Genomic DNA, 22,663 nt, shown 5'->3' with positions numbered 1-22,663 from the left:
GAGATCAACTTTTACAGTAAGGATTGCCCTCATGGCCGATAAAGTCGTTTTTCTGGACCGAATGCTTTCGCTGGGTCTGGCTCGTGTATCTGAAGCCGCCGCCATGGCCAGCGCAAACCTTGTTGGGCGCGGGGATGAAAAAGCCGCGGATCAGGCCGCCGTCAACGCCATGCGCGATCAGCTGAACCTGCTGGAAATACACGGCACCGTGGTGATCGGCGAAGGCGAACGGGACGAAGCCCCGATGCTCTATATCGGGGAAGAGGTCGGCACCGGCGAAGGCCCCGCTGTGGACATCGCGCTTGACCCGCTGGAAGGCACCACGCTGACGGCGAAAGACATGCCCAACGCGCTGACCGTCATCGCCATGGCCCCGCGCGGCACGCTGTTGCACGCCCCGGACGTCTATATGGAGAAGCTGGCCATCGGGCCGGGCTATCCGAAAGACGTTGTCAGCCTGGAGATGTCGCCCGCAGACCGCGTCAAGGCGCTGGCGAAAGCGCGCGGATGCGACATGTCGGACATCACCGTTTGCGTGTTGGAACGCCCCCGCCACGAGGAAATGATCGAAGGCATCCGGTCAACCGGCGCGGCGATCCGCCTAATCACCGATGGTGACGTGGCTGGCGTCATCCACTGTGCCGAAGCCGACATAACCGGCATCGACATGTATATGGGCAGCGGCGGTGCACCCGAAGGCGTTCTGGCGGCCTCGGCCCTAAAATGCATGGGCGGGCAGATGTGGGGTCAGTTGACCTTCCGCAACGACGACGAACGCGGCCGCGCGGCCAAGGCCGGGATCACCGACCTGAACCGCATCTATACCCGCGACGAAATGGTCACCGCCGATGTGATCTTTGCCGCCACCGGCGTCACCGACGGCTCGATTGTGTCCGGCATCAAACGCGAGCCGGGCTTTCTGACGACGGAAACCATTCTGATGCGGTCGAAAACCGGATCGGTGCGGCGCATGATCTATCGCAATCCTGTCTCGGCCAGCTGATGACAGACTCGCGGGCGCTGATCTTGATTGATATCCAGAAGGGGTTTGATGATCCCTTCTGGGGCGCTCGTAACAACCCGGAAGCCGAAGCGAATGCCGCCCGGCTGCTTACCCATTGGCGGGCCAAAAGCTGGCCCGTTTTCCACATTCAGCACCTGTCCACCACGCCTGGCAGCCCGTTGAACCCGGATGGTGGTGCCGTTGACTTCAAACCCGAAGTGACGCCGCTGCCGAACGAGCCTGTGCTCACCAAACACGTAAACGCGGCTTTCATTGGCACGGATCTCGAAGCCCGGCTTCGCGCGGCCTCGGTCACCTCGGTGGTGATCTGTGGTTTGACCACGCCGCATTGCGTCTCGACCACCAGCCGTATGGCCGCAAACCTTGGATTTGACGTGACGCTGCCCCATGACGCCTGCGCGGCCTTCACAGGAAATGCAGACGCGGGCTGGCGCAACGTCACCACCCCGACGCGCCCCCCGACAGCCCACGACATCCACGTCGCCGCCCTTGATCACCTGAACGGCGAATTCGCCTGTGTGTGCACAACGGATGAGGTGATGGGGTGAGCAGTTTTCTGGGTGTCGACAGCTCGGTCACCGGGCGGCGCTGGGTTGGCCCCTCGTCTGAAATCGACCGCCAATCCGAAGCGTTGGAGCAGAAAACCGGACTGCCCGCACCCCTTTGCAAAGTGCTGGCCCGGCGCGGTGTGCCCGCCGAAGAAGCCCCGGGATATCTTGACCCAACCATGCGCGACCTGCTGCCCGATCCACGCAAGATGAAGGACATGCAAGCCGCGGCCACCCGCGTTCTGCAAGCGCTTGACCAGAAAGAAGCGGTCGCCATCTTTGCCGACTATGACGTTGACGGCGCGACCTCGGCGGCGCTGCTGATCGACTGGTTTCGACAGTTCCAGCGCGATGTTACGCTATATATCCCTGACAGGATCGACGAAGGTTATGGCCCCAACACCCCAGCGATGGAGGCACTGGCGGCCGATCACAGCCTGATCATCTGCGTTGATTGTGGCACGCTGAGCTTCGAGCCGATTGCCGCGGCGCGCGCGAAAGGCGCCGATGTTGTCGTGCTGGATCACCACCTTGGTGGCGAAACGCTTCCCGACGCCAACGCCGTGGTGAACCCCAACCGGCAGGATGAACTGGACGCGCCGGGATACTTGTGTGCCGCTGGTGTCGTCTTCTTGCTGCTGGTCGAACTGGGGCGCGTGTTGCGCGAAGCGGGGCGCACTGGCCCCGACCTGATTTCAATGCTTGATCTGGTCGCCCTTGGCACCGTCGCCGATGTGGCCCCGCTGACCGATGCCAACCGTGCCTTTGTGCGGCAGGGATTGAAGATCATGGCTCGGCGCACACGCCCCGGCATGGTTGCGCTGGCCGACGTGGCGGGCCTGAACGAGGCCCCACGCGCCTATCATCTTGGCTACCTGATGGGGCCACGGGTGAACGCGGGCGGGCGGATCGGCAAGGCCGATCTTGGCGCGCGGCTGTTGTCCACCACCGATCTGAACGAAGCTCGTTCCATCGCTGAAAAGCTGAATGAACTCAACGCAGAACGGCGCGAAATTGAAGCCCGTGTCCAGGACGCCGCGATGGATCAGGCCACCCAACGCGGGTTGGACGCCCCGCTGGTCTGGGCCGCCGCAGATGGCTGGCATCCCGGCGTGGTCGGCATCGTCGCCAGCCGCTTGAAGGAAGCCACCAATCGCCCCGCCATCGTGATCGGCTTTGACGGGGATGACGGTAAAGGATCGGGCCGATCCGTCAGGGGCATCGACCTGGGCGCGGCGATCCATCGGCTGGCTGCGGACGGGTTGATCAGCAAAGGAGGTGGTCACAAGATGGCGGCCGGACTCAGCTTGTCACGCGATCAGTTGTCCCCCGCAATGGCACGCCTGTCCGAAATGCTGGCCGCACAGGGTGCAGGAGATTTGGGAGCGGCAGATCTTGTGATTGACGGGGTTCTTATGCCTGCCGCCGCAACCGTCGATTTGATTGAAACGTTGGAACAAGCCGGCCCATTTGGTGCCGCGGCCCCCGCCCCGCGGTTCGCCTTTCCCGATGTACAGATCCTCTTTGCAAAGCGCGTCGGGCAAACGCATCTTAAAGTCAGCTTTGGGGATGGGCTGGGAACCCGCATTGACGCCATTGCGTTTGGGGCATTCGATGGTCCGATGGGGCCAATGCTAGAACAACATGGCGGCGCGCGGTTCCACTTGGCAGGGCGACTTGAAATCAACCAGTGGCAAGGTCGCTGCAGCCCGCAACTGCGGCTTGAAGACGCTGCCAAAGCCTGATTTTGACGGGCCCGTTAGTTTTTTCAAAAAAGCGCCGAAACCCTCTTGCGCGCTTTGAACCTTTCTCATAGAACCCCCCTCACCAACAGAGTGGCCCGTTCGTCTATCGGTTAGGACGCCAGGTTTTCAACCTGGAAAGAGGGGTTCGATTCCCCTACGGGCTGCCACTTTTCCCAAAAACATCTCAGACAAAGCCACTTCCAATGCGCGGCTGTCGTTTCGACACCTTCGACCTGTAGGTGCGACGGTTCTGTGCAACCACCTGCAAATGCGTGCAAATATTGCGGTCAATCCATCAAGTGGAATTGCGTTCGGTAGCCATCGCCCACGAAGATCACCCCAACAATTCGGCCCGCCGCATCGCGGTCAGCGCGCACCTGCACACAAGACTGGGCAAGGGCAATCCCGCGCGTGAACTCGCGACAGTATTGGTCGCCGTCCAGATACCATTTTCCCGAAAACGCGATACCGTTATAGCGCCCCTCGAGTGACCCGTCGGCATGGATGATCGAATGCGACGCCTCGGACCCGACAAGCGTGCGCCCAATGATGGACTGAACGACCTCGCCTGTGTCGGCCGCAAGCGGTTGCGACAGACACAACAGAGCGACAGCGCGGGCCAATGTCGGGCAAAGAAAGGTCAATGCGCAGTCCTGCACCAAAGGTTCATCAATAGGATCGCCCCCCTGCTAGGGCTCCGGTAAGGTCGTGTCAATGGCCGCTTTGTCTGTCCCCAATCCCTGTTTCATCGTGCCTTGTTTCACCTCTTCTGCGTCGCAGTCGGACGGATGATCTGGCGTGAACATCGTATAGCAGGCGCGCCCTCGTTTTTTTGACATATAGAGTGCCCGATCAGCGTCTTCGGCCAGCTGGTCCGCGTCAATCGTGTCATAAAGTGAGCTGCGCACGATCCCGATGCTTGCAGAAATGCGGCACAGGTCTGTTTTGTAGGGGATTGGCTGTTCGAGTTTTGAAATGATCCTTCGGGCGATACTCTGCAAACGGTCTGCATCCGTCAGACCACCAAAAAGTATGACGAATTCATCTCCCCCGACGCGGGCAACCGAATCGGTATCGCGCGTTTCCTCGGACAGAATGGTTGCGACCTTGCGCAAAACCGCGTCACCTGCCGCGTGGCCATAGGTGTCGTTCACGGCCTTGAAGAAGTCGAGGTCGATATGCATCAGCGAAAAGGAAAGACCCCGCGAAATCTGCCGATCCAATGTGTCATCCAATGCCCGCCGATTGCACACCCCGGTCAGCCCGTCGGTCATGGCGACCTCTTGCGCTTCGGCCTTTTCCCCGTGCAGGCGATGCGCCAACTGGCTTGTTGCTTCCATCGCGGCGGTCTTTGCTTCCACCAGATACAACATCTCGACCGTCAGGTCTGTTGGCGCAAAATCCGAACCGGCAAGATCATAGCGCGCCACCGCATCGACAATGGCGTAGCCAAAGGAAAGGTTGATCAGAACATGATTTGCCTCCGGAAGCACCGCGACCGTTCCCACCATCGGGGTGCCGAAGCCATCTTTCAGGCGCAAATAGACCTTGGCATCACCCAAGGCGCGCACATCCTGCATCGAGTTCACGAAACGTGGCCGACGTAATTCGAAGAGCGAAAAGACGACCCGGCCCACCAGGTCGGATGACAGCACCTTGGTGATGGTTGGTCCCGCATGCAATACGCGCGCGGTTTCGTCGACGATAAGATGCATCGGCATCAACTGATCAAGCGTGTGAGCGGCAAGCCGGAAGGGCGTTTCGGCGTTCATGTGCCGCCCCCCATAGCCAGTTGAAAGGCGCGCCCTTCCCCGTGCTGCATCGCCAGCAAGTGAACGGACAACGTTTCGGTTTGGTCCTCACGGCCCAGATGTTCCAGAAAGGCCAATGTACCATAGTCGTCGGCAAGGGCGCGCAACACGCCCAGCAGCACATGGCCCAGATCCTTTGGCACGTCCCGGCAGGTTACCACATACTCATCTGCTCGGATTTCATCCAGTTCGATCACGGGCAGATCAAGGTCGGGAACAGCCAGTTGCGCCCGGCCGCTTAGATCTTCAAGCGAGTGTAGGAAATCAACAAAGCTGGTGCCGCCAAAGCGCAGCAGGCGCCGCACCCTGCCGGCGCGATCATCTGTCACCAGAAACGTGCCGAAATCCTCCAACACCATATCGCGGGGCTTTTCAAGCTGCGCTGCGGTCGCGTCGACGACAGCGGTGGCCATACTGGCCTCGTAGCGGAACATCGGGACAAAACTATCATAAGACAGGTCGAGGTCGCGCATTATGTCGCGCCACCGCCCGTGCCCATAGGTCAGGCACATAAACCGTTCAAAAGACCACAAGATCAGCCCGTGCATCATCATCACATATTGTTAGGTGAGGTGACGCTAACAGTCGTTTGTTAACAAACAGGAAATCTCAGACCGAAGATAATTCAGAGCAGCCGTTCAGCTTTGCTGGTCGTCCAGCCAAGGAGAGATATGTCCGATATGGTCCAAGACTATGTCGGCGTGGGGCGACAGCTCATCTCGCGTTGCAAGCCCGGTTAATACGCCAATCGTTCTCATGCCAGCGGCCCGTCCGGCGTGCAGGTCATGCAAGCTGTCACCCACCATGGCGATGCGGTCGGGGGCGATCCCGCAAGCTTGGGCAAAGGCATTGCAGGGCCCCGGAGCGGGTTTGGACCCATAGCCGCTGTCATAACCCGCGATGAAGTCAAAATGGGCAACAACCCCAGCCGCTGTCAAATGCGCGCGCGCCGGGCGCTCTGCATCATTGGTGGCGACCCCAAGCTTCAACCCGCGCCCGCGCAGGTTTTCAAGAAATTGCGTCAACGGAACGGCTTCGACTTGTGGCGCGACGGCGGCTTCGTCGTTAAGAAGTCTTTCCAGCGCGCTTGCCTCAATGTCGATATGGGCCTGCAATGCAGCGACAACCTGTGACGGGGTGCCGGCGATGACGACGCTGTCACGCTCGAACCGTTGCGCCGGCAAGTCGAAACCGATGGCGCGGCCCAAGACCTCGGCCCGGCTCAGATCACCATCCGACAGACGCAACAGCACCGCGCGCGCCCAGCTTTCCCAAGTTGCCTCAAACAGGAACAGCGTTCCGTCCTTGTCGAAAAGTAAGGCGTCTATGGACATAAAACTTCTTTCTATCTTGTTGAGATTGAACGCTTTCCGGGATCAGGTCCAATGAACTTGCGCACCACCGGGAAGCAGTTGCCGGGCCCGGCCCAACGTTTCATAAGGTAGCTTCAGCGCGTCGCAAGCCTGGATCACCCAAGCATCATCCATCAGTACGAAGTCCAGAACCGAACCCATGAAGTCCGGGGCCCCTGCCTGTTGGCGGAGCGCCTCTTGATCAATCCCTGTCGCCCCCATGAAAACGGGCAGCAATTCGTCATTGGTGACCAGCCAGCCCAGCACATTCAGGGCGGTGGTTTCTGCATTTTCGGGCGTCATACGGAAACTCCTTAAGACTTGGAAAGGATTTCTTAACCAATCTGACGACACAATGAACAGAACTACTGGGCTGATGCAATCACAAGGGCAACGTGACGATATGAGTGGGAGAATCCTGATCGCGGATGACCTTGCGACCAATCGCATCGTCCTGAAGGTCAAACTGACCGTCGCGTGTTATGAGGTCATTCAGGCTGATCGCTGTGTGGATGTGGACGCATTGGCGCGCCGCACGCAACCTGATCTGATTTTGTTGGGGCGCGGACGGTCAGATGTCTGCATCGACACCTGCCGACGCGTGAAAGCCGATCCGGTGCTCAAACGCATTCCGATCATCGTGATTTCGGATCAGGAAGACCGCGATGGTCGGCTTGAGATCCTGAAATCCGGCGCGGATGATGTGTTTTCTCGGCCGCAAGATGATGCAACACTGCTGGCGATGGTGCGCAGCCTGATCCGCACACGCGGCACGGATGACGAGGTTTTGCGGCGGCGCGACATCTCGCGCGAATTTGGCTGTGCCGAAGCCCCCCTGACTTTTGATCACGCGGCGAAAATCGCGCTGATTGCGCCGGGCGCCGAAACTGGCATCCTCTGGCGTATGCATCTGGCTGCTGAAACGCGCAACAAAATCAGCATTATGACCCAAACGCAGGCCTTGGAAGACCTTGGCGCGCTGTCTGCTGTGCCGGACGCTTTTGTCATTGGGTCGACACTTGGAACCACTTCGGACGGATTGCGGCTGGTCAGCGAACTCCGGTCGCGTCAGACGACCCGCCATTCGGTCATCATCGTTCAGGATTGCGGCGAAACGCCGTCACCCAGCTCGATGGCGCTGGATTTGGGGGCAAATGCGGTCCTGCGCCCGGAATTCGATGCCCGCGAACTGGCCGAACGCTTGCGCAAGCTGCTGGCGCGAAAGCTTGAAGGCGATGCATTGCGCAAAAGCTTTGACACCAATCTGGCCTTGGCCGCGCAAGACCCCCTGACCGGGCTTCACAACAGGCGCTATGCGCAAAGCTATCTTGAACGGCTGGAGCGCGAAGCGCATGCAAGCGGCCAACCCTTCGCCCTTATGGTGCTGGATCTGGATCGCTTCAAATCCATCAACGACCGCTTTGGCCACCCCGTTGGCGACGAGGTTCTGATCGAGGTGGCACAGCGCCTGAAATCCAACTTGCGTGAACATGATCTGCTGGCGCGATATGGCGGAGAAGAGTTTCTGATCGCGTTGCCCGGCATTTCCCGCAAGCAGGCGCAACACATGGCTGAACGGCTGCGCCGTGCCGTCGGGGACACCCCAGTCGCGTCCTCTTCGTCGCGCCAAGACGTGCCGGTCACCCTTTCGATCGGTGTCGCTGTGTCACCGGAGGGCCGGGGCAATTTGCGTAGCGCGCACGAGCTTTTGCAAGCTGCGGACCGGGCGCTTTATGTCTCAAAATCCGACGGGCGCAATCTGGTCACCTTCGTTCACAACGCGGCCTGACCTGCGCCACCCTACCCGGCCAAAAACCGTGCAAAGCTGGGGCGGTCATGGCGCAGAGTTCCGTCACTTTGTGTGTCGGCGGACCGAGCGTTCAAGCCGGTCGGCAAAGGCGCGCCGTTCCTCGGTGCTCATCGCGCCTAACCGTTCGACAACAAGTTCGCGCAGGGTGCTGCCACGGTCGCGCAATCGGTCGGATTGGGCCACCATCAGACCTGCCAGCGCCTCCGGGGCAAAGGCGTCGGCGCGCAGAATGTCGAGCATTGACTGAAAATCACGTTCCAGCGTCTTTCGGTTGTCCTCAAACGACCCCGAGCGGTCGCGTAAGGCACGCCCGATTTTGCGACGATCCTCGCGGTCAAGCGCCCCGGCCAGCGGCCCGAACCCCAGATCGCGGATCGCGCCCCGGTCAGGTCCGCGCGTGTCAAACCCGTGGTCACGATGGTCGCCAAGTTTGGCACCAACCACAAGCCCCAGCACCAGCAGGTTGAAGGTCAGCGACACGGCCAGCAAAATCCGCGGCCATTTGCGCGGTTTGGTCGGCGGGGTCACATTGGGGGTGTGGGTTTGATCGGCACTCATCCGTCATCCTCCATCAAAAACGCGGTTCCGAAATAGCTGGGGGCCATGTCCTCCAGGGCGTAAACCTCTTCATTGGCCGCGTATTCGCCAGACAACACCAAGCCGCCCGACAAAGTTTCAAGTTGCGTGGGTGCTGCAAACCCGATCCAGACGCCCGCAAGCGTTGCTGTGGCCATCCCGGCCAGCGCGGGCCAGCCACCGATGGCTGATGTGATGCGGGACCAGACATTGGGTTGCTGGCGGGTGTCGCGCCCGTCCGATACACCACGGCCTGCTGCGCCGGGCTGATGCGCTGCGGCATCCGCCAAGATCGCCGACACAAGCCCGGCCGAAAGCTCTGTCACCTCGGATCGTGCCGCGTCAAAAAATGCGTCAAGCATTTGATCGTCCAGCATATCTTTGTCAGTCTTTGCCATATCCCAACTCCTCGCGTCGGCCTGCCAATGCGACAGCCAGCGCCTTCTTGCCACGGGCCGTCAAGCTTTCGACGGCCTCGGTGCTTATCTCCATGATCTCGGCGATCTCGGGGTTTGTCGCCCCTTCGATATGCCGAAGCGTCACGGCCATTCTTTGCCGCTCGGGCAGCGCGTTCAGCGCCTGTTGCAAGGCGGCCGCCCGGTCGGACTGGATCATCCGATCAACTGCGCCCGGTGCGTCGTCTTGCGGTTCTTCGATCGCGTCGATGTCAACCGTGCGTCGTTTGCGCAGCCGATCTGTGCACAGGTTCGACACCACCCGAAACAGCCATGTTGACACTTTCGCCTCGCCGGTGCGCCAGTCGGGCGCGATCTTCCAAAGGCGCAACATCGCTTCTTGCGCGACATCTTCGGCTTCGGCCCGGTCGCCGCCCAATAGGCGCGTGGCATAGCCCAATACCCGCGGCACAAGCCGGCGGGTCAGAAGCTCTGCGGCCATCGGATCCCCGTTCCCGTAAAGCACAAGAAGCGTGTCGTCCGAGGCCCCTGCATACGCGTCCAAGGCCATTTCCATCCAATCTGCCTAGCCGGTCCCCGGTTGCCTGACAACCGGCGAAGCGGCCCCCGCGCCACCCGCGGGAGCCAATCTGTTTTAGCCGCCGTTGCGCTTGCCTTGGCCGCCCTTACCGTGCCCGCCTTTGCCATGCCCGCCTTTGCGGCTGCGCAGGAACGCTTCCTTCTGCGCCTCGTCAAACTCAGCTTGCGAGATCGCGTTGTCATCATCGGTGTCGAACCGGTCAATCATGCGATCCATCCGGGCGGTGTCAGGGGTCATTTCCTCAAGGCTTAGGCTGCCATTGCCATTGGTGTCGCGCTTGGAAATCATGCGCTCCATCATCCAACCCTTTTGCTTTTGCGTCATAGACCCTTTGCCATCAGGCCCCTTTGCGGTCTTCCCGCCACCTTGCTGGCCACTGCCTTGCTGGCCTGCACCCTGACGGGCGGCCATCTTGGCGTCGCGATGGGCTTGCATCTCTTCAAGGGACAGCTCGCCGTTTCCATCCGTATCGACAGCCGCAAATTCTGCGCTGAAATGGGCTTGCAGGTCTTCGGCCGTGATCAGGCCGCTTTTGTCCATGTCCAGATCCGCAAACTCCATCTGCATGAACCCACCTTTCGGACCCTGCATGCCGCGATCTTTTCCGCCGAACGCGACCGCAGAGGTCGCCGTCAGCGTCAGCGCCGCCCCAAGGGCCAGTGCAATCGCGGTGGTCGTGGTTTTTTTGCTAAGTGTCATAACGTCATCCTTCTGTCTTGCCTGTTTGCGCCGCGCCACGTATTGCCCGACGTTCTGTATCTTGAACGGGTCAGACCCGGCATTCCGTCGCTGGACGCGCGAAAAAAACGCGACATCCCGACGCAATGGCAAAAGGTGACATGATTTTCGGCCTCGCTTTCCTTAGGATGGCTTGATACGCGACGAAGGACACGACAGATGAGTGATGCCATGGCATTTACCGAAAACGACCTGCAAGATGACGGCCAGGAACGCGAGCTGAAGCCCGCGATCTGGAAAGGCTGGCGCAAGCGCTGTCCCAGTTGCGGGACCGGCAAGATGTTTCAAGGCTATCTGAAGGTCCATGACAGTTGCACCGTGTGCGGCGAAGAGCTGATGCACCAGCGCGCCGATGACGGCCCAGCCTATTTGACGATCATCGTCGTCGGGCACGTGATGGCCCCCATGCTGCATATCGTCTATGTGAATTTTGTGCAGGACCCAATGATGCTGGCGTCGATCTTCACGGTTGGCACGGTTGCGGCCTCGCTTTATCTGTTGCCCAGGTTCAAGGGGTTCATGGTTGGCTTTCAATGGGCCAAACGCATGCATGGGTTTGCACTCAAACGCTCGCAATAGGGATTGGTAATGGACAAGACGCTGGACAAGTCGAAAATCATTCGAGACGCGGCGACGGTGATCCTGATCCGTGACAAGACCACGCGCCCGCAGGTGTTGATGGGTCAGCGCGGCGCCAAGGCGGCCTTCATGCCCAACAAGTTTGTCTTTCCCGGCGGGGCACTTGATGCAGAGGATGCGAAGGTGCCGTTGGCCGAGGCGGGCGCCGAGCCTTGTCTGACCCGCTTGGGCGAACACGCCGACCCCTCGATCGCATCAGCCTTGCTGGTGACTGCGATACGCGAGCTTTGGGAAGAAACCGGCCAGATACTGGGCGCGCCCGGCGAATGGCCCGGCGCGGTTCCCGATGATTGGGCATCGTTTGCCGATGCAGGCTTTATCCCATCCGCCCTTGGCATGGCGTTCGTGTTCCGCGCGATCACACCGAAAGGCCGCCCGCGTCGGTTTGATGCGCGCTTCTTCGCGATAGACGCCGACATGCTGCGCACAGATATCGACGATTTCTCGCGCGCATCGGACGAGCTGAGCCATCTACAGTGGATCCCGTTGGACGACGTGCGCCGGTTTGACCTGCCTTTCATCACCGAAGTCGTGTTGGCGGAAATCGTCGGCAACCTGCCCGATCTGGGTGCACCTGCCGAAGTGCCGTTTTTCAACAATTCGGACGAGGAAAGCTTGTTTGAACGTCTGGGCGGCGTTGGCCCGTTAACGGCGGCTGGCTGACGGCTATTTCAGAAACAGCACCAGAACCAGCACAGACAGCAGGATCAACGCGGTCCCGGCATATTCGCGCCCGGTGACCTTTTCGCGGAACACAAACAGCGTCGCGGCATAAGAAAACAACAGCTCCACCTGCCCCAACGCTTTCACCAGTGCCGCGTTTTGCAGCGCGAATGCGGTGAACCAGCAAAAGCTGCCGATCATTGAGCTGAGGCCCACCAGAACGCCGACCCGCCATGCGGTGAAAACGCGCGTGATCTCGCCCTTTTCGCGCAGGGACATCCAGATCATCATCACAACGGACTGAAACGCCGTGACGACGGCCAAGGTGAACCCGGCACGCGCAATCACGTCTTGCGCTGGCAAGGACAAGGCCGCGCCGCGATACCCGATGGCTGAGATTGAAAACAGGAACCCTGCCCCCAGCCCCAACGCAGCCGCCCTGTTAAAGAAACGTTTCCACCCGGTCTTGCCGCCTGCGGGCGGGTCCGACAACAAGATCAGACCCAGAAAGCCCACCGCGATGGCCAATCCACCTGCCAGCCCAACGCCTTCGCCCAACACTGCCAGTCCGACCAGCGCGGTCAGAACGACCTCGGTCTTCTTGAAGGTGATGCCGACGGCGAAATTGCGTTCGGCAAACAAGGCGACAACGCAGATCGTGGCAAGGATTTGCGCAATGCCGCCGGTGAAGGCGAACAGGAAGAAACGCCCCCCCGGCACCGGCGCGCTTTGGTCTGTTGCACCCAGATAGACCACAAGGATCAGCGCCACCAACGGCGCGGAATAGACAAACCGCGCAAGTGTCGCGCCGGTCGACGACAAGCGCGTATCCTTCAGCCGCTTTTGCAGCATGAAGCGCAGGTTTTGCGAAAACGCCGCAGCGATCGTTATGGGGATCCAAGCTTGCATCTACGCCATTTGACATGGCGGGGGCGAAAACGCCAGCGTGCTTAGCTGATCTTCAGCCGCGACAGGTCATAGCCGTTGAACCCCAACACATCGCGCGCGGCCTTGATCCGGTCTTCACCGCCAGATTTCGCGCGGTCGATGATCCAGCCAAAACTGCCCGAGGGCGTGCCGATCGCAGCCGTGCGGTAATCGGCATCGACCCAAAGCACCCAGTATTGAGTGTCAAATGGGGCCATCCCGACAGAAATGCGGCCCGCTGCGGGTTGTTTCGCTGGGTAACGCTCCAACAGCCCGCCGGGACCATAGACATCCAATGCGGTGATCTTGCCGCCGCTTTGTGCGAAGTTCACCGCCCCGAAGGACGGCGTTTCGCCGGGATAGACAAATTCGCCCCGGATCACCCAACGACCGGCAAAACGAGCCGCATCAAACCGCGTGGTCGAGCTGAGGGTCCGTTTCTTGCTGCGGTGAAATTCGACACCGGTGCCGCCACCAACGCAGGCGGTCATGCCCGCGCCAACAGTCAGCGCCACTGCCGCTTTCAATACCTGCCGCCGTTTCATGGCCTGCTCCTTCCGGTTCGGGATGTCACATATGTCTGGTGGGTAAGGCTACGGTGTAAGCCCACCGTGACGCAAGCGCGCGGGGCGCATCGGGTCAGAACGGCATTGGATGGGCGCGGTGCGCGGTATCGATGTCTTTCATCACCTCGTCCGACAAGGTCAGGTTCCTGCCGTCCAACACGCGGGCCAGTTGCTCCATCGACGAGGCGCCAAAAATGGTCGACCCCATAAAGGGCCGCGAAACGACGAATGCCAGCGCCATATGGACCGGGTCCAGCCCGTGTTTCTTTGCCACCTCAAGATAGGCGTCCACGGCTTCAAACGCGCGCGCAGTGGCCCGCCCGCCCAACCCCGGCGACAGGTCCATCCGCGACCCTTTGGGCACGGCGTTGCCTTGGTATTTTCCGGTCAACAGTCCCGTCGCCAAAGGCGAAAAGGATAACACACCCACGTCTTCGTTCACGCAAAGCTCGGCCAGGTCGGTGTCTGCCAGACGGTGCATCAGGCTGTATTCATTCTGGATTGAGATGACTTCGGGCGCGCCCATTTCGCGTGCGATGCGCAACCATTGTGCCGTGCCCCACGCGCTCTCATTGGACAGACCGAAATGACGCACCTTGCCGGCGGCCACGACCTCAGCCATCGCGCCCAGAACGTCGCGCATATGCGCCTCGATCTCAGCCTTGTTCTGGGCTGATGGATCAAACGTCCAGTTTTGCCGAAACGCATAGCTGCCGCGAATGGGCCAGTGGGTCTGGTAGATGTCGATATAGTCGGTGTTCAGTTTGGTCAGGCTGTCGTCGACCGCCTCGCGAATGATCGCGCCGTCATAGCCCTTGCCGTCCCGCTTCCAGCCCGGATTGTCGCCTGACACTTTGGTGGCGATGACCACATCATCGCGCCGCCCGCTTTTGGCGATCCAGCTTCCGATTATCTGCTCAGACCGACCGCATCTTTCCGCCTTGATCGGGTTGACCGGATACATCTCGGCGCTGTCGATGAAGTTGATACCGTGATCCAGCGACATATCAATCTGGGCGTGGCCGTCGGCCTCGGTGTTGGTGGATCCCCACAGCATCGAGCCCAGGCACAGCGCACTCACTTCGAGCTGTCCACCTGCCAGTTTGTTCATCCTCATCGCGCATCTCCGTGTCGTTTTGCCTTTGCGGGCGTTGGCAGTTTCCCTGTCGTGGCAAGGTTGCCGATCGCGCGGGCAAGGGCAAGACCCCATTCCAGCGCAAGACCGGACTTGAGAACGCGCTTGAGAACATTGAGCGAACATCGTAATCTGCCCCCATGCAACACGTGACCCTTGATCGCCGCCCACATCGCCCGGCACGCGGGCTTGCCTTTCTGGGCGACCTGACGCTGACACCGGCGCGGGTGCACGAGTTTTGCGGCCCTGCACGCCAGACGCTGGCAATGATGGTGGCCGGTGCCAACGAAGGGCCGGTTTTCTGGATCGCGCCCGGATGGGGGACATCCCGACTGCATGGGCCGGGCATGGTGCCCTTTGCCGACCCCGCGCGGTTCATCTTCGTGCAGGTGGACCGGGCCGAGGACGTGCTGTGGGCGTTGCAGGAAACATTGCGCGCAGGTGTCGTGCCGCTGGTGGTCGGTGAAATGGACAAGCCCCCCGCCCTGACCCCGATCCGCCGATTGCACTTGGCCGCCGAAACCGGAACACAACTGTCCGGCCGCGCTCCGACGGCGCTGCTGCTGACCCCGGATGGTGGGGCGCAGGGGGTGGAAAGCCGCTGGCACATGGCACCGGATCACTGGCCCGACCCGGACCGTTGGGCGCTGAGCCGACAGCGGGCGCGGTCGGACCCGCCGCGCCACTGGTCCGTGCGCCCACAGGGCAACGGCTTTGCCTTGACCCCACCGCGCTCCGAACGGCCATAGCTCCGGTCTGTCAAAAGCAGATCAGAAGGTGGCGTTCACCGCGCCGCCATCCAGGAGCACGTTCTGCCCCACCATGAAACCAGCATGTTGGGAACACAGAAAGGCACAGGTCGCGCCAAACTCCTCCGCCGTGCCATAGCGACCGGCCGGGATCGTGGCCGCACGCGCCGCGCGGGCTTCGTCAACCGATCCGCCATGCGCCTCGACCACGCCCTTGTCCAGCGCGGCGGCACGGTCGGTGTCATGGATCCCCGGCAAAAGGTTGTTGATGATCACACCCTGCCCGGCGACCTGACGCGCGGTGCCAGCCACAAAGCCCGTCAGGCCCGTGCGCGCGGTGTTGGACAGGCCAAGCACAGGGATTGGTGCCTTGACCGAGAAGCTGGTGATATTCACCACCCGGCCCCATCCCTGATCCGCCATGCCGGGAACAAGCGCCTGCATCAGTGCAATCGGCGCCAGCAAATTGGCGTCAAACGCCGCGATGAAATCGTCGCGATCCCAATCCGACCACATGCCGGGGGGTGGGCCACCTGCGTTGGTTACTAGAATTTCGACGTCGCCTGCAGTGTCCAGCACCCGTTTGCGCCCATCCTCTGTCGTCACGTCCGCGGCAACCGTCACCACGTCCACGCCTGTTTCTGCACGGATCGCCTTGGCCGCGTCCAACAATGGCCCTTCGGTGCGCGCATTCATCACCAGCGACACGCCTTCCCGCGCCAAAGCCCGCGCGCATCCAAGCCCCAACCCTTTAGAGGACGCACATACCAGCGCCCGCTTGCCTGAAATTCCCAGATCCATCGGTCTCTCCCATCTTCCGGCATCACGTGCCCAGTTCATCCCAGACCTAGCAGGGCCACCCACACGAGGAAAGCACCCATGCTTGTTGCGCGCACCCGCGCCCGTCGCTATATGCGATCCCATGTTAGACACAGCATCAAACCGCCCCAACTTGCCGCCCGAGATTGCGCGCCGTCGAACCTTTGCGATCATCAGCCACCCGGACGCCGGCAAGACGACCCTGACCGAGAAATTCCTTCTGTATGGTGGCGCCATTCAGATGGCCGGACAGGTGCGCGCCAAGGGTGAATCGCGCCGCACCCGGTCGGACTTCATGAAGATGGAGCAGGATCGCGGCATTTCCGTCTCGGCCTCGGCCATGTCGTTTGATTTCGGCAAGTATCGCTTCAATCTGGTCGACACGCCCGGCCACTCGGATTTTTCGGAAGATACCTACCGCACGCTGACCGCCGTGGACGCCGCCGTCATGGTGATCGACGGGGCGAAAGGTGTGGAAAGCCAGACGCAGAAACTGTTCGAGGTCTGCCGCCTGCGCGATCTGCCGATCTTGACGTTTTGTAACAAGATGGATCGCGAAAGCCGCGATACGTTTGATATCATTGATGAAATTCAAGAAAATCTCGCGATTGACGTGACGCCCGCAAGCTGGCCGATCGGCATGGGCCGCGATTTTCTGGGCTGCTACGACCTGCTGAACGACCGGCTGGAACTGATGGACCGCGCCGACCGCAATGTGGTTGCCGAAACCATCGAGATCAACGGGCTGGACGACCCCAAACTGGCCGAGCACGTCCCCGCGCACATGCTTGAGAAGTTTCTGGAAGAGGTTGAGATGGCGCGCGAATTGCTGCCCACCCTTGACCCCAAATCTGTGCTGGAAGGCCACATGACCCCGATCTGGTTCGGCTCGGCGATCAATTCGTTCGGGGTGCAGGAACTGATGCAAGGCATCGCCCAATACGGTCCCGAACCGCAGCCCCAACAGGCCAGCCCCCGCGCCATTGCGCCCGAGGAAGGCAAAGTCGCGGGCTTTGTGTTCAAAGTTCAGGCGAATATGGACCCCAAACACCGCGACCGCGTGGCCTTCGTGCGGCTGGCGTCAGGCCATTTCAAACGCGGGATGAAGCTGACCCATGTGCGCACGAAAAAGCCGATGGCGGTGTCAAACCCTGTGTTGTTCCTCGCCTCTGACCGCGAATTGGCGGAAGAGGCTTGGGCCGGCGACATCATCGGCATCCCCAACCACGGCCAGCTGCGCATCGGTGACACGCTGACCGAAGGCGAGATGATCCGCGCCACCGGCATCCCCTCCTTCGCGCCCGAGCTTTTGCAAGGTGTGCGCGCAGGCGATCCGATGAAGGCCAAGCACCTTGAAAAGGCGCTAATGCAATTCGCCGAAGAAGGTGCGGCCAAGGTGTTCAAACCCAATATCGGGTCCGGCTTCATCGTCGGCGTCGTCGGCGCGCTTCAGTTTGAAGTGCTCGCCAGCCGGATCGAACTGGAATACGGCCTGCCGGTGCGGTTCGAGGCGTCCCAGTTCACCTCGGCCCGCTGGATTGTTGGCGACAAGGACGAGGTTGAAAAACTGGTCGAAGCCAACAAGCAGCACATCGCGCACGACAATGACGGCGACCCGGTTTTTCTGACGCGTCTTCAATGGGATATCGACCGTGTTGAACGTGATTATCCGGCACTGAAATTGTCTGCGACGAAGGAAATGATGGTCTGACTCCATGCCCACGCATCGCCCCTCGCCCTTGCAAAACCGCGTGTTGCCAACGGGTGAGATTGTGGCGGACCACGCGCGCGGGATGTTCACCGGCAACCGGGGTATTCTGCCCTTCACCCATGGCCGCCTTGGCACGTCACGCTGGAAACACCACCACTGGATCATTTGCACGCTGACCCATCCCAAGGGGCGCTATCATGGCCCCATGCCTGCACGCGGCTGGACGCCGCTGTTCTTTCTGGACGAGGCGGTAGGCTTGGCCGCGGGCCACCGCCCCTGCGCCTATTGCCGTCCAGAAGCTTACCGCGCGTTCAAGGCCGCTTGGGCAACCGCCACAGGTCGAAACGAGGGTCACAAAGCGATTGATAAATGTCTGCATCATGACCGGGTCGATCGAACGCGCACGCAAATCCGTCACAAGGCCGCACTGGATACCCTGCCGAACAGCAGCTTTGTGCTGCACGATGGCGCACCACATCTTGTCGTCGATGACCACCTTCTTCCTTTTCGATCAATGACCTATGGCCCGCAGATTCGCAGACCATCTGGCGTGGCAATCGTGCTGACCCCGGCGCCGCTGGTGCAGGTTCTGCGCGCGGGTTACACGCCGGTCTTGCACGAATCCGCTCAAACCCGGCAACAATCACACCGCTTTGCTTGAATTGTTCGCAAACGCACCCATGTTGTTGACCATAGCCCGGTTTTTCTTTACCCACATGGCATATTGAAGGGGCGCAAGCTTTGTGCACCGGCCATACGGGCCTTCCCTTCCCATCCGCACGGGCGAAGATGTCCGTGAAACAGGACATACATGATAAAATTTTCTGACCTAAAGCTCAGCCCTAAAGTGCTGAAAGCCATTGATGAAGCGGGCTATACCAGCCCTACCCCGATCCAAGAAGGTGCCATCCCGCCCGCGCTTGAAGGGCGCGATGTTTTGGGGATTGCCCAGACCGGCACGGGAAAAACCGCCAGCTTCACGCTGCCAATGATCACGGCCCTTGCCCGTGGCCGTGCCCGTGCGCGCATGCCACGCTCGTTGGTTTTGTGCCCGACACGCGAGTTGGCCGCGCAGGTGGCTGAAAACTTCGACACCTATGCCAAACACGTGAAACTGACCAAGGCCCTTTTGATCGGCGGCGTCAGCTTCAAGGAACAAGACCAACTGATCGACCGCGGCGTTGACGTTCTGATCGCCACCCCCGGCCGCCTGCTGGACCATTTCGAACGCGGCAAGCTTTTGCTGACCGGCGTGCAAATCATGGTGGTGGATGAAGCTGACCGGATGCTCGACATGGGCTTCATCCCGGATATCGAAAAGATCTTCTCGCTGACGCCGTTCACCCGGCAAACGCTTTTCTTCTCGGCCACGATGGCGCCCGAGATTGAGCGGATCACCAACACGTTCCTGTCGAACCCCGCCCGGATCGAAGTAGCACGCCAAGCCACCGCGTCAGAGACGATCACCCAAGAGCTTTGCATGTTCAAGGCGTCACGCCGTGATCGCGCTGCGACGGAAAAACGCAAAATCCTGCGCGCCCTGATCGACCGCGAAGGTGACGCCTGCACCAACGCTATCATCTTCTGCAATCGCAAGACCGATGTGGATACCACCGCCAAAAGTCTGAAGAAATACGGCTATGACGCGGCCCCGATCCACGGTGATCTGGAACAATCCAAGCGAACCGAAGTGTTGAACGGATTTCGCGCAGGCACGCTGCGCTTTTTGTGCGCGTCTGACGTTGCGGCGCGCGGGCTCGACATTCCCAATGTCAGCCACGTGTTCAACTTCGACGTGCCCGGACACGCAGAAGACTATGTCCACCGCATCGGCCGCACGGGCCGCGCCGGGCGTGACGGCAAGGCCATCATGATTTGCGAGCCGCGCGACGAAAAGAACCTTGATGCAGTAGAGCGCCTGATTGAGACGAAAATTCCGCGCGTCGACAACCCGCTTGCGACCCATCAGCCAGCGGCTGACAAAAAGGACGCAGGCGAGGTCGAGGAGAAACCGAAGCGGTCGCGTGGTCGCCGGTCAGATGACACAGCCAAGCCTGCACCCAAGGATCAGCCCGCCAAAGAGGCGCGCCAAACACCCGACACCGAGGCGCAACAGCAAGCGCCTAAGGCAAAGCGCGACGACGCCAAGCCGCAACGGGGCGGGCGTGGACGTGGCGGCTCTGACCGTCGTGACGGCGGCAACAAGACTGTCGGCATGGGCGATCATCTGCCTGATTTTATTGCAAAAAGCTTTGACGAACGCCGCACAAGCTAAGGCACGCGTCCTTCAGCACAAATACGAAAGGCCCGCAGGATAACCTGCGGGCCTTTGTGTTTTCCAAGTGCCTTCGCGCGTTTTGTGACACGACAAACTCTGCCACAGCTTGCCCCGCAACACGCAGCAACACCCACGTTTATTCCAGGCGGCTGACCACCAAAGTCACTTCCGGCTTGTGGCCGGTTTCATCATTGGTCGTCTTGCGCGCGATACGCTTGAGCTCTTCGCCCAGCTTGTCGTCGTCCCGCAGGGTCTTTTTGCCCGCGCGCATCAGGAATTGACCAAGGTCTTCTTCAAGCACGTCGACCAGAGCCGCTTTGGACTTTCCAATCTCGGGCAGCCCCATCAGTTCGACCCACGGCTCACCCAAAGGCTCGTTGCCTTCGACAATCACGTTCACGATGACATGACCGTTCAGCGCCAGACGAATGCGGTCGCGCACGACCCCGTCCAGTGCGCCGATCAAAATGTCGCCATCCAGATAGATGCGCTCTGCCTCAACATGTTCGACCACGTGTGGGGTGCCACTTGTCAGGTCACACATCGCTCCATTCACCACGACCAGCGATTTGCGGCCACTCTCTTGCGCCAGCATGGCGTGTTGGCGCAGATGACGGTGTTCGCCGTGCATCGGGATCACGATCTCGGGGTCCACAATCTCGTGCACGCGTTGCAGGTCCGGGCCATTGGCATGGCCAGACACATGATAGCGATCGCTTTCAGCAACGACATCGACACCCATCTCGGAATAGGCATTCAGGATGCGGATAACCCCGCGTTCATTGCCGGGGATGGTCTTGGACGAAAACAGGAACATGTCGCCTTCAGCAAGGCTGAGCCCCATATACTTTCCACGCGCCAATTGGGCGCTGGCGGCGCGCCGTTCGCCCTGACTGCCGGTCACGATCAGCATCAGACTTTCACGCGGAATATCGCGCGCGTCTTCAGGGGTGACGGTTGCGGGGAAGTCCTGCAACACACCGGTTTCGATGCCCGCCTGGATCATACGACGCATCGCGCGCCCCAACAGACAAACAGAGCGTCCCGCCGCTTTGCCCGCTTCGGCCAGTTGTTTCACGCGGGCGACGTTCGAGGCAAAGGTGGTCGCCACCACCATATGCGGTGCCGCCTCGATCAGCGTCACCAGTTCGGGGCCAACTTCGGCTTCCGAGCGGCCGGGATGGGTTGAAAACACGTTGGTGGAATCGCACACCAGCGCCTTCACGCCCGGTTTCGCAATTTCGCGCCACAGCGCTTCGTCAAACGGGTCACCCAGCACCGGGGTTTCGTCCAGTTTGAAGTCACCCGTATGCACCACCCGGCCAGCAGGCGTGTCAATCACCAGCCCTGCGCTTTCCGGGATCGAGTGGCTGATCGGCAGAAAGCTGACTTTGAACGGCCCCGCCTCGATCACTTGTGGATAGACATCGGCCGCGATCACGGCCTCGGCCACCTGTCCGTTTTCTTCCATCTTGCGCTGCGCGTGATAGCGGGTGAAGGGGCGCGCGTGGATCGGCGCTTTCAGCCGCGGATACAGCCGCCCAATTGCCCCCACGTGATCTTCATGCGCGTGGGTGATGAAGATCGCTTCCAGCCGGTCGGCATTGTCAGCAAGCCATGTGATGTCCGGCATGATCAGGTTCACCCCCGGCGTGGTGTCCATATCTGGGAAGGTCACGCCCAGATCCACAAGGATCAGACGTTCTTTCCCCGGTTTGCCATAGCCATAGACATAGGCATTCATGCCGATCTCGCCGGCGCCCCCCAGTGGGAGGTAAATCAGACGGTCAGCACTCATAAGTTGCCCTGTTCCTTATTGTAATCGTAGATCCGAACCAGACCGTGCATGGTCAGGTCGTGATCAATTACGTCATATAGATTGTCGCCCTGCTCGAACAGCGGGGCAAGGCCACCGGTTCCGATGACTTTCATTGGCAGGCCGTATTCGTCTTTCACCCGTTGCACAAGCCCTTGCACAAGCCCGACATAGCCCCAGAAGATGCCCGACTGAATGCAGCCAACCGTATTGGTGCCAATCACCTTATCTGGCTGGGTCACGTCGACATGCGGCAGGGCTGCGGCGCCTTGGTGCAGCGCTTCAAGCGACAGGTTCACACCCGGTGCAATCACGCCCCCGATATAGGCCCCGTCATGCGCCACCACGTCGATATTTGTGGCGGTGCCGAAATCGACGACCATGCAATCGCCACCGTGGCGATCAAAGGCCGCAACCGCGTTTGCCAAGCGGTCGGGGCCGGGCACAGCGCCCACGTCCACACGTGGCGGAACGGGCAAAAGGCAATCGGGCTTTCCGACCACCAAAGGGCGGCAGTCAAAAAACCGATCCGCAAACACGCGCAGGTTCCACACGACGCGCGGCACGGTCGAGCTGACGACCACATCCGTGATCTCTGGCTTGATCCCATAGTGGTTGATCAGGGTCGAGAACCACGTGAAATAGGCATCCGCCGTGCGTGAATGGTGGGTCGAGGTTCGCATCGTGCACAGAAATTTCTCGCCATCCCAGATCGAGAATGCTGTGTTCGTGTTTCCGCAGTCGATCGCCAAAAGCATGC

Annotated in this window: 25 protein-coding genes and 1 tRNA gene; 11 read left to right on the top strand and 15 right to left on the bottom strand. The window is 60.5% G+C overall.

The genetic code is table 11. The features are described 5' to 3' along the window. Positions 1-31 precede the first annotated feature (31 nt). The 4 genes from glpX (at position 32) to Q0864_RS02905 (ending at position 3,484) form a co-directional block, all read left to right on the top strand. Positions 32-1,003: a class II fructose-bisphosphatase gene (gene glpX, locus Q0864_RS02920; protein ID WP_298566007.1), complete on the top strand. Its 972-nt coding sequence runs from the start codon at positions 32-34 to the stop codon at positions 1,001-1,003. Next, positions 1,003-1,572, top strand: coding sequence for a cysteine hydrolase family protein (locus tag Q0864_RS02915; protein WP_298566005.1), 570 nt, complete (start codon positions 1,003-1,005; stop codon positions 1,570-1,572). Before glpX ends, Q0864_RS02915 begins: the two co-directional genes overlap by 1 nt. Continuing rightward, entirely contained in the window at positions 1,569-3,317 is a 1,749-nt protein-coding gene (gene recJ, locus Q0864_RS02910; RefSeq protein WP_298566003.1) for a single-stranded-DNA-specific exonuclease RecJ, read from the top strand. Before Q0864_RS02915 ends, recJ begins: the two co-directional genes overlap by 4 nt. Before the next feature lie 92 nt (positions 3,318-3,409). Further along, a tRNA-Glu gene (locus tag Q0864_RS02905) sits at positions 3,410-3,484 on the top strand. 120 nt (positions 3,485-3,604) lie between these two features. Here the strand turns inward: Q0864_RS02905 and Q0864_RS02900 are convergent. The 5 genes from Q0864_RS02900 to Q0864_RS02880 form a co-directional block, all read right to left on the bottom strand. Then, positions 3,605-3,961, bottom strand: coding sequence for a hypothetical protein (locus tag Q0864_RS02900; protein ID WP_298566001.1), 357 nt, complete (start codon positions 3,959-3,961; stop codon positions 3,605-3,607). Between the two features lie 45 nt (positions 3,962-4,006). After that, a complete protein-coding gene (locus tag Q0864_RS02895) occupies positions 4,007-5,089 on the bottom strand; it encodes a diguanylate cyclase (protein WP_298565999.1) in 1,083 nt (360 codons plus the stop codon). Further along, positions 5,086-5,676: a heme NO-binding domain-containing protein gene (locus Q0864_RS02890; protein ID WP_298565997.1), complete on the bottom strand. Its 591-nt coding sequence runs from the start codon at positions 5,674-5,676 to the stop codon at positions 5,086-5,088. The genes Q0864_RS02895 and Q0864_RS02890 overlap by 4 nt, the downstream gene beginning before the upstream one ends. Before the next feature lie 90 nt (positions 5,677-5,766). Further along, entirely contained in the window at positions 5,767-6,462 is a 696-nt protein-coding gene (locus tag Q0864_RS02885) for an HAD family hydrolase (RefSeq protein ID WP_298565995.1), read from the bottom strand. 42 nt (positions 6,463-6,504) lie between these two features. Beyond that, positions 6,505-6,783, bottom strand: coding sequence for a DUF3572 domain-containing protein (locus tag Q0864_RS02880; protein WP_298565993.1), 279 nt, complete (start codon positions 6,781-6,783; stop codon positions 6,505-6,507). A 100-nt stretch (positions 6,784-6,883) separates the two neighbouring features. Here Q0864_RS02880 and Q0864_RS02875 point away from each other — a divergent pair, with 100 nt between their 5' ends. Further along, a complete protein-coding gene (locus tag Q0864_RS02875; RefSeq protein ID WP_298565991.1) occupies positions 6,884-8,269 on the top strand; it encodes a diguanylate cyclase in 1,386 nt (461 codons plus the stop codon). A gap of 63 nt (positions 8,270-8,332) precedes the next feature. On the opposite strand, the gene Q0864_RS02870 is transcribed toward Q0864_RS02875, so the two are convergent. The 4 genes from Q0864_RS02870 to Q0864_RS02855 form a co-directional block, all read right to left on the bottom strand. After that, positions 8,333-8,848, bottom strand: coding sequence for a periplasmic heavy metal sensor (locus Q0864_RS02870; protein ID WP_298565990.1), 516 nt, complete (start codon positions 8,846-8,848; stop codon positions 8,333-8,335). Continuing rightward, a complete protein-coding gene (locus Q0864_RS02865) occupies positions 8,845-9,264 on the bottom strand; it encodes a hypothetical protein (RefSeq protein ID WP_298565989.1) in 420 nt (139 codons plus the stop codon). The genes Q0864_RS02870 and Q0864_RS02865 overlap by 4 nt, the downstream gene beginning before the upstream one ends. Beyond that, positions 9,251-9,838: an RNA polymerase sigma factor gene (locus Q0864_RS02860; RefSeq protein WP_298565988.1), complete on the bottom strand. Its 588-nt coding sequence runs from the start codon at positions 9,836-9,838 to the stop codon at positions 9,251-9,253. The genes Q0864_RS02865 and Q0864_RS02860 overlap by 14 nt, the downstream gene beginning before the upstream one ends. Before the next feature lie 78 nt (positions 9,839-9,916). After that, complete coding sequence (locus Q0864_RS02855; RefSeq protein ID WP_298565987.1) at positions 9,917-10,561, bottom strand: EF-hand domain-containing protein; 645 nt, start codon at positions 10,559-10,561, stop codon at positions 9,917-9,919. A gap of 198 nt (positions 10,562-10,759) precedes the next feature. Here Q0864_RS02855 and Q0864_RS02850 point away from each other — a divergent pair, with 198 nt between their 5' ends. Both Q0864_RS02850 and Q0864_RS02845 read left to right on the top strand, forming a co-directional pair. After that, on the top strand, positions 10,760-11,179 hold the full coding sequence (locus Q0864_RS02850; RefSeq protein ID WP_298565985.1) for a DUF983 domain-containing protein: 420 nt from the start codon (positions 10,760-10,762) through the stop codon (positions 11,177-11,179). 9 nt (positions 11,180-11,188) lie between these two features. Next, positions 11,189-11,902, top strand: a complete 714-nt coding sequence (locus Q0864_RS02845; protein ID WP_298565983.1) for an NUDIX hydrolase — start codon at positions 11,189-11,191, stop codon at positions 11,900-11,902. Positions 11,903-11,905: 3 nt separating this feature from the next. Here Q0864_RS02845 and Q0864_RS02840 read toward each other — a convergent pair whose 3' ends face one another. The 3 genes from Q0864_RS02840 to Q0864_RS02830 all read right to left on the bottom strand — a co-directional run bounded on the left by Q0864_RS02840 (position 11,906) and on the right by Q0864_RS02830 (position 14,512). Further along, complete coding sequence (locus tag Q0864_RS02840) at positions 11,906-12,811, bottom strand: EamA family transporter (RefSeq protein ID WP_298565982.1); 906 nt, start codon at positions 12,809-12,811, stop codon at positions 11,906-11,908. 41 nt (positions 12,812-12,852) lie between these two features. Beyond that, the gene (locus Q0864_RS02835) at positions 12,853-13,374 is read right to left on the bottom strand and encodes a lipocalin family protein (protein WP_298565980.1); all 522 of its coding nucleotides are present in this window, start codon (positions 13,372-13,374) and stop codon (positions 12,853-12,855) included. Positions 13,375-13,468: 94 nt separating this feature from the next. Beyond that, on the bottom strand, positions 13,469-14,512 hold the full coding sequence (locus Q0864_RS02830) for an aldo/keto reductase (protein WP_298565979.1): 1,044 nt from the start codon (positions 14,510-14,512) through the stop codon (positions 13,469-13,471). 158 nt (positions 14,513-14,670) lie between these two features. On the opposite strand from Q0864_RS02830, the gene Q0864_RS02825 reads away from it, so the two are divergent. Continuing rightward, entirely contained in the window at positions 14,671-15,279 is a 609-nt protein-coding gene (locus Q0864_RS02825; RefSeq protein ID WP_298565977.1) for a hypothetical protein, read from the top strand. Positions 15,280-15,300: 21 nt separating this feature from the next. Here the strand turns inward: Q0864_RS02825 and Q0864_RS02820 are convergent, their stop codons facing one another. Next, the gene (locus Q0864_RS02820) at positions 15,301-16,080 is read right to left on the bottom strand and encodes an SDR family oxidoreductase (RefSeq protein ID WP_298565975.1); all 780 of its coding nucleotides are present in this window, start codon (positions 16,078-16,080) and stop codon (positions 15,301-15,303) included. Between the two features lie 121 nt (positions 16,081-16,201). Between Q0864_RS02820 and Q0864_RS02815 the strand changes: the two genes are divergently transcribed. The 3 genes from Q0864_RS02815 (at position 16,202) to Q0864_RS02805 (ending at position 20,084) form a co-directional block, all read left to right on the top strand. Further along, positions 16,202-17,809 (top strand): peptide chain release factor 3, encoded by a 1,608-nt coding sequence (locus tag Q0864_RS02815; protein WP_298565973.1) that lies wholly within the window; start codon positions 16,202-16,204, stop codon positions 17,807-17,809. Between the two features lie 4 nt (positions 17,810-17,813). Further along, positions 17,814-18,470: a hypothetical protein gene (locus Q0864_RS02810; protein ID WP_298565972.1), complete on the top strand. Its 657-nt coding sequence runs from the start codon at positions 17,814-17,816 to the stop codon at positions 18,468-18,470. Between the two features lie 150 nt (positions 18,471-18,620). Further along, on the top strand, positions 18,621-20,084 hold the full coding sequence (locus Q0864_RS02805) for a DEAD/DEAH box helicase (protein ID WP_298565970.1): 1,464 nt from the start codon (positions 18,621-18,623) through the stop codon (positions 20,082-20,084). A gap of 139 nt (positions 20,085-20,223) precedes the next feature. On the opposite strand, the gene Q0864_RS02800 is transcribed toward Q0864_RS02805, so the two are convergent. Both Q0864_RS02800 and Q0864_RS02795 read right to left on the bottom strand, forming a co-directional pair. Next, complete coding sequence (locus Q0864_RS02800) at positions 20,224-21,885, bottom strand: ribonuclease J (RefSeq protein WP_298565969.1); 1,662 nt, start codon at positions 21,883-21,885, stop codon at positions 20,224-20,226. Further along, positions 21,882-22,661 (bottom strand): type III pantothenate kinase, encoded by a 780-nt coding sequence (locus Q0864_RS02795; RefSeq protein WP_298565968.1) that lies wholly within the window; start codon positions 22,659-22,661, stop codon positions 21,882-21,884. Before Q0864_RS02795 ends, Q0864_RS02800 begins: the two co-directional genes overlap by 4 nt. Positions 22,662-22,663 lie beyond the last annotated feature (2 nt).

It is taken from the genome of uncultured Aliiroseovarius sp. (assembly GCF_947497285.1).
Classification (GTDB): Bacteria; Pseudomonadota; Alphaproteobacteria; order Rhodobacterales; family Rhodobacteraceae; genus Aliiroseovarius.
This window is presented reverse-complemented; position numbering and strand designations above follow the sequence as displayed.